Genomic DNA, 5,446 nt, shown 5'->3' on the forward strand with positions numbered 1-5,446 from the left:
GGGCGCGGCGGCCGCCCCCGGGGCCGGCAGGACGACCGCGCCGCCCGGCACGGCCGGGCCGTGCTCGCGCGTCAGGTACCGGGCGAACAGCTCCAGGGTGGCGCACTCGAACAGGATCACCGGGAGCAGATCGAGTCCGTACTCCTCGTTGACCTGGTTGATCAGCTCGGTCAGGGAGATGGAGTCGAAGCCCGCGTCCATCAGGTCGTCGTCCAGGTCGACGTCGTCCTCGTCGACGAGCAGGAAGCCGGACGCCATGCGGCGCAGCCGCGCCCTGACGGCGTCGGGATCACCGAGCGCGGCCGGGCCGGGAGCGGGGCCGACCGAGCTTGGGGCAAGGCTGACGGGGCCGGGGGCGGGGCCGACCGAGCCGGGGGCGGAGCCGACCGAGCCGGGGGCGGAGCCGACCGGGCCGGGCGGGGGCAGTTCCCGCACGACCGTGAAGCTGGGCTCCCCGGCGCTCACGGCGCGGTGCAGGACGTCCAGGCCGATCCGGGTGGGCATCGGGGTCATCCGCCAGCGCCGGGCGAAGAGTTCGCGGGTGGCGTCGTCCACGGCCATCCCGCCGTCGGCCCACAGGGGCCAGCCGACGGACACGGTCCGTCCGGCGCGCTCCCCGCGGGCCCGGCGCTCCTCGCGTTGCGCGGCGAAGGCGTCGAGGAAGGCGTTGGCGGCCGCGTAGTCCGCCTGTCCCGGGTTGCCGCTCTCTCCGGCCACCGAGGAGAACAGCACGAAGAAGTCCAGGTCATGGCCGGCCGTGGCGTCGTCGAGCAGCCGGGTGCCGGTGGTCTTCGGCGCCAGCACCTCGCTCATCTGGGCCCGGGTCTTGTGCACGGCGCGGGCGTCACGGGTCACGGCGGCGGTGTGCACGACCCCGCGCAGCTGCCCGACGGCACTGACCAGCGCACGCACGTCCTCATGCCGGGTCACGTCCGCGCGGTGGAAGAGCGCCGTCGTCCCGGAGGTGTTCAGCGCGGCGATGCGTGCCGCCGCCTCGGGCCCGGGCTCGGAGCGCCCGGCGAGGATGAGCCGCACCGGTGCCTGGGCGGCCAGGTACTCGGCGACGTGCAGGGCCAGCGCACCGGCGCCGCCGGTGATCAGGTAGCTGCCGCCGGGCCGGACCAGCGGGCCGCCCGCGGGCGGCGGGGTGAACTCCACGAGCCCCTTGACCAGCCGCCTGCCGTCCGCGTGCCGCACCTCCGTGTCGGCGCAGCCCAGTTCGCGCAGCAGCAGCGCGACCCGGTCGTCGTCGGCGGTGCCGGACGCGAACTCGACGCGGGATCCGGTGAAGCCGGTGTGCTCCAGGGCGAGGGTGCGCAGGGCTCCGGCCACCGCGGACTGCCCGGGGTCGGTGCCGAGATGTGTGTGCAGCATCCGCAGGGGTGCCGCCGGACGTTCCCTGAGCAGGGCCGCCGACAGCTCCACGCAGGACAGCACGTCACCGGTGTGGACGACCGCGTCGGGCCGGACCTGCGGGGTCTCCCCCGGCCGCAGTGTCAGGCACCTGGTTCCCGAGCCCCGCAGCGCGCGGGTGAAGGCCGCGGCCAGGCCGGCGTCGTCCGTTGCGAGCAGCAGCGTGTCCGGCAGGTCCGGACCGGGCCGGGCCGGCACGTCCCGCCACTCGGGCCGCCGGAAGACGGTGCGTTCGCCCGTCGCCTCGGGGTCCGGCCGCCCGGGCTCTCGGGCCGTCCCGACGGCCGGGGCCGGATCCGTGCCCGGTGCGGGTGCGGCCGGCTCGGTCAGCCAGTACCGCGCGCGTTCGAAGGGATAGCCGGGCAGGGCCACCCGTCGCGGGTACGGGGGTGTCCAGTGCGACTCCCAGTCGACCTCCGCGCCGCGCACCCAGCGGACCGCGTCCTGCTCGCCCGGGTCGCTGTCCCGTGCCGGGCCGGCCGTGGCGAGGCGGGCACCGTCCGGGACCGTGCCATCGGCCACGGCGGCGAGGCGGGCGGCCAGCGAGGAGGTGCTGTCCGCGGCCACGGCCAGCCGTTCGGCGAACTCGCGGCGGCCGGTCTGGCTGGTGAAGCAGATCGCGCCGAGGTCGGATCCGGCGCCCTGGCCGCGCAGGAACGCGGCCACCGAACCCGCGTAGCGGGCCAGTTGGTCACGGGTGCGAGCGGACAGCAGGAAGAGGTGTCGGCCGGGGCGCGGCGCCGGCCGCTCACGCGTGTCGCGGTACTCCTCGACCACCACGTGCACGTTGGCGCCACCGGCGCCGAAGGAGCTGACCCCGGCCCGGCGGGGTGCGGCGCCGGCCCGCGGCCACGGCGACAGAGCGGTGGGCAGGGTGAACCGCTGCGGGTCGATGCCGATCTTCGGGTTGACCGTCTCGAGTCCGGCGCACGGGGCGATGCGACCGTGACGCAGTTGCAGCAGCACCTTGGTCAGGCCGGCGATGCCCGCGGCGCCCTCCAGGTGACCGATGTTGGCCTTCACCGAGCCGACCGCGCACCGCACGCCGTCGGCCGTGGGCGCGCCCAGGGCCCGGCTCAGACCCGCCATCTCGATCGGGTCGCCCAGCTCGGTGCCCGTGCCGTGGGCCTCGATGTAGCCGAGGGTGCCGGGATCGACGTCCGCGCGGCGGACCGCCTCCGCGACGAGTGCCGCCTGGGCGTTGGGGTTCGGCACGGTGTATCCGCCGGTCTTGCCACCCGCGTTGGCGAGGGAGGACCTGACGACACCCCAGATGTCGTCGCCGTCCGCCTCGGCCTGGCGCAGCGGCTTGAGCAGGACCGCGCCCACTCCCTCACCGGGCACGAACCCGTCGGCCGAGGCGTCGAAGACCCGGCAGCGGTCACCGGCGGACAGCATGTTCATCGAGCAGAGCGACACGTGGTGCGCGGGGTGCAGGATGAGGTTGACGCCACCGGCGACGGCCGCGCGGCACTCGCCGCGCCGGATGCTCTCGCAGGCGAGGTGGACGGCGAGGAGCGAGGACGAGCAGGCCGAGTCGACGGCGAAGCTGGGCCCGTCGAGGTCCAGGACGTACGAGACCCGGTTGGCGATCGACCAGTACGCCGAGTGGGCCCCGGCCAGGCGGCCCTGCGCCCAGCCGGCGGCGGCGAGCTGGCCGTAGGAGCCGTACATCGTGCCCACGAAGACGCCGGTGTTGCGTTCGCGCGTGCGCTCGCCGAGCTGACCGGCCCGGTCCAGGAGGTCCCAGACCGTCTCCAGGAACAGCCGTTCCTGAGGGTCGATGTCGGCCGCGTCACGGGGCAGGATGCCGAAGAAGGACGGGTCGAACCGGTCGACGCCGTCGAGGAAGCCGCCCCATCGGCTGTACGAGTGCTGGGGGCGGCCCCGGTCCGGGGAGAAGTGGGTACGCCAATCCCAGCGGTCCGCCGGCACCTCGGTGATCCCGCTGCGGCCCTCGGCCAGCAGTTCCCAGAACGCGTCGAGGTCGGCGGCGCCGGGATAACGTCCGGACACCGCGACGATCGCGACGGCGTCGTCGTCCGGGCCCCGGACGGGCGCGCACGGCTCCGGCCGCGGCACGGGACCTGGCGCGGGCTGCGGTGCGGGCCCCGGGACGGAGGCGGGCGCGGGATCCAGGGCGGAGGCCGACGCGGGATCCGCGACGAAGGCCGGCGCGGGATCCGGAGCGGGCTGCGGCGCGGATTCCGGGACGGGGGCGGGCGCGGGATCCAGGACGGAGGTCGGCGCGGGATCCGGGACGGAGGCTGGAGCGGGCTGCGGCGCGGATTCCGGGACGGGGGCGGGCGCGGGACCCGGGGCGGGCTGCGGCATGGATTCCGGCACGGAGGGGGGCGCGGGCTGTGGGGCGGGATCCGGCGCGGGGTGGGGCGTAGGCCGTGGTGCGGGATCCGGGACGGACTGCGGCGCGGGCTGTGGGTGTTCCCGCGGCTGTGCCACGGCGGGTGCGTCCTGCGTATCCGGCGGTGGCAGCAGTGCGCCGAGCCGTTCCGGGAAGGTCCGGGCGAAGTGGCCGGCGAGGTCCGCGATCGTCAGGTGCTCGAACAGCAGCGTGGCGGGCAGCGCACCGAGATCGCGCTCGAAGCGGCCGAGGATGTCGAGGCTCACCAGCGAGTCGACACCGTAGTTCTCGAACGTCACCCGGTCGTCGAGGGCGCCCTCCTCGAAACGGAGCACCTCGGCGAACACCGCGCGCACGTAAGCCCGGACGTCCCTCCGGCCGGGCGCGTCGGCCACCGGGGCGGAAGCCGTGTCGTCCCCGGTCCGCGCGGTGTCGGCGACGAAGAGGCACTGTTCGAGGTCCGCCACGGGGGTACCGGCGGATCCGCGCACGGTCACCGGCGCGAAACCGGACCGCCGCAGCTGTTCCTGCCACGCCGTGGGCCCGAGCAACGGGGCGTGCGGCAGGCGCAGATGGGCGTCCTCGTACCGCCACCAGCCGGGGGTGAGGCCGAACGTGAGGGTGAGGAAGTGCGCGGCCCGGGTGACCTCGTTGACGAGCAGCCGGCCACCGGGCCGCAGCAGCTCGCGCACATGGCCGAGCGTGCGGTCCATGCGGGCCGTGGCGTGCAGCACGTTGGTGGCCAGTACCACGTCGGCGCTGTGCGGCTCGAATCCCTGCTCGCCCGGGGCGCGTTCGATGTCCAGCTGCCGGAAACGCACGAACGGGTACCGGGCGAAGGCGTCCTCGCCGCGCCGCAGGAAGGCGGTGGAAAGATCGGTGTACCAGTACTCCACCGGCACCCCCGCGGACGCGCAGGCCCGCAGCACGAAGTCGCTGCTGGCCCCGGTGCCGGCGCCCACCTCGACGACCCTGACAAGGCCGCCGTGCTCCGCGTGCCGGCGGCTCACGGCGGCCGCGGTCTCCTCGGCGAGGAGAGCGTGGTGGAAGTCGGCGGACGCCTGCCCCCGGTACACCCGCTCCACGAGGTCGGCCGACCCCTTGGGGAAGAGCACCTCGGTCGCCCGGACGGTGCCGTCCAGGATGCCGGGTACCGCCTCGACACAACGGCGCAGGAGCGTCACGTGCGGGACCAGGTCGGGGTACCGGGCCTCCGGGGCGTCGTCGGCGCCATCGGCGTCGTCGGGTGCCGGGGAGCCCGGGAGGGATTCCAGCCGGTCGCCGGTACGGCGGAGCCGGCCGCCGCTGACGAGGACGTCGAGCAGCGCGTCGAACAGGCGCTCGCACGCGGGCTGGACGCCCAGCCGGCCGGCGAGCTGCCCGACCGTGCCGTCGAGCGAGCCGACCGCGCGTCGCAGCCGGTGCTCGAGGAGCGCCGGGGCCAGCCGTTCGAGGGCCGCGAAACCCTCCCGGGACCGGGCCACGGGGTCGGCGCCGACGGGATCGGGGACGACGGGATCGGCGCCGACGGGGGCGGAGACGGCAGTGCGGGAAACGGCGGTGCCGGGGAGGGCGCTGCGGGGGACAGCGGGGTCGGAGAGGGCGTTGTGGGGCGCGGCCGGGTCGGAGACGGCGGTGCCGGAGGCGGCGCTGGGGAGCACGGCGGTGCCG

Annotated in this window: 1 protein-coding gene; it reads right to left on the reverse strand. The window is 75.7% G+C overall.

Annotation, left to right across the window (positions count from 1 at the left end; all coding sequences use genetic code 11):
• Positions 1 to 5,446 (reverse strand): SDR family NAD(P)-dependent oxidoreductase (locus GT045_RS00875; RefSeq protein WP_161332977.1); only part of this gene is annotated, 5,446 nt, incomplete at both ends.

Source organism: Streptomyces sp. SID486 (assembly GCF_009865385.1).
Taxonomy (GTDB): Bacteria; Actinomycetota; Actinomycetes; order Streptomycetales; family Streptomycetaceae; genus Streptomyces.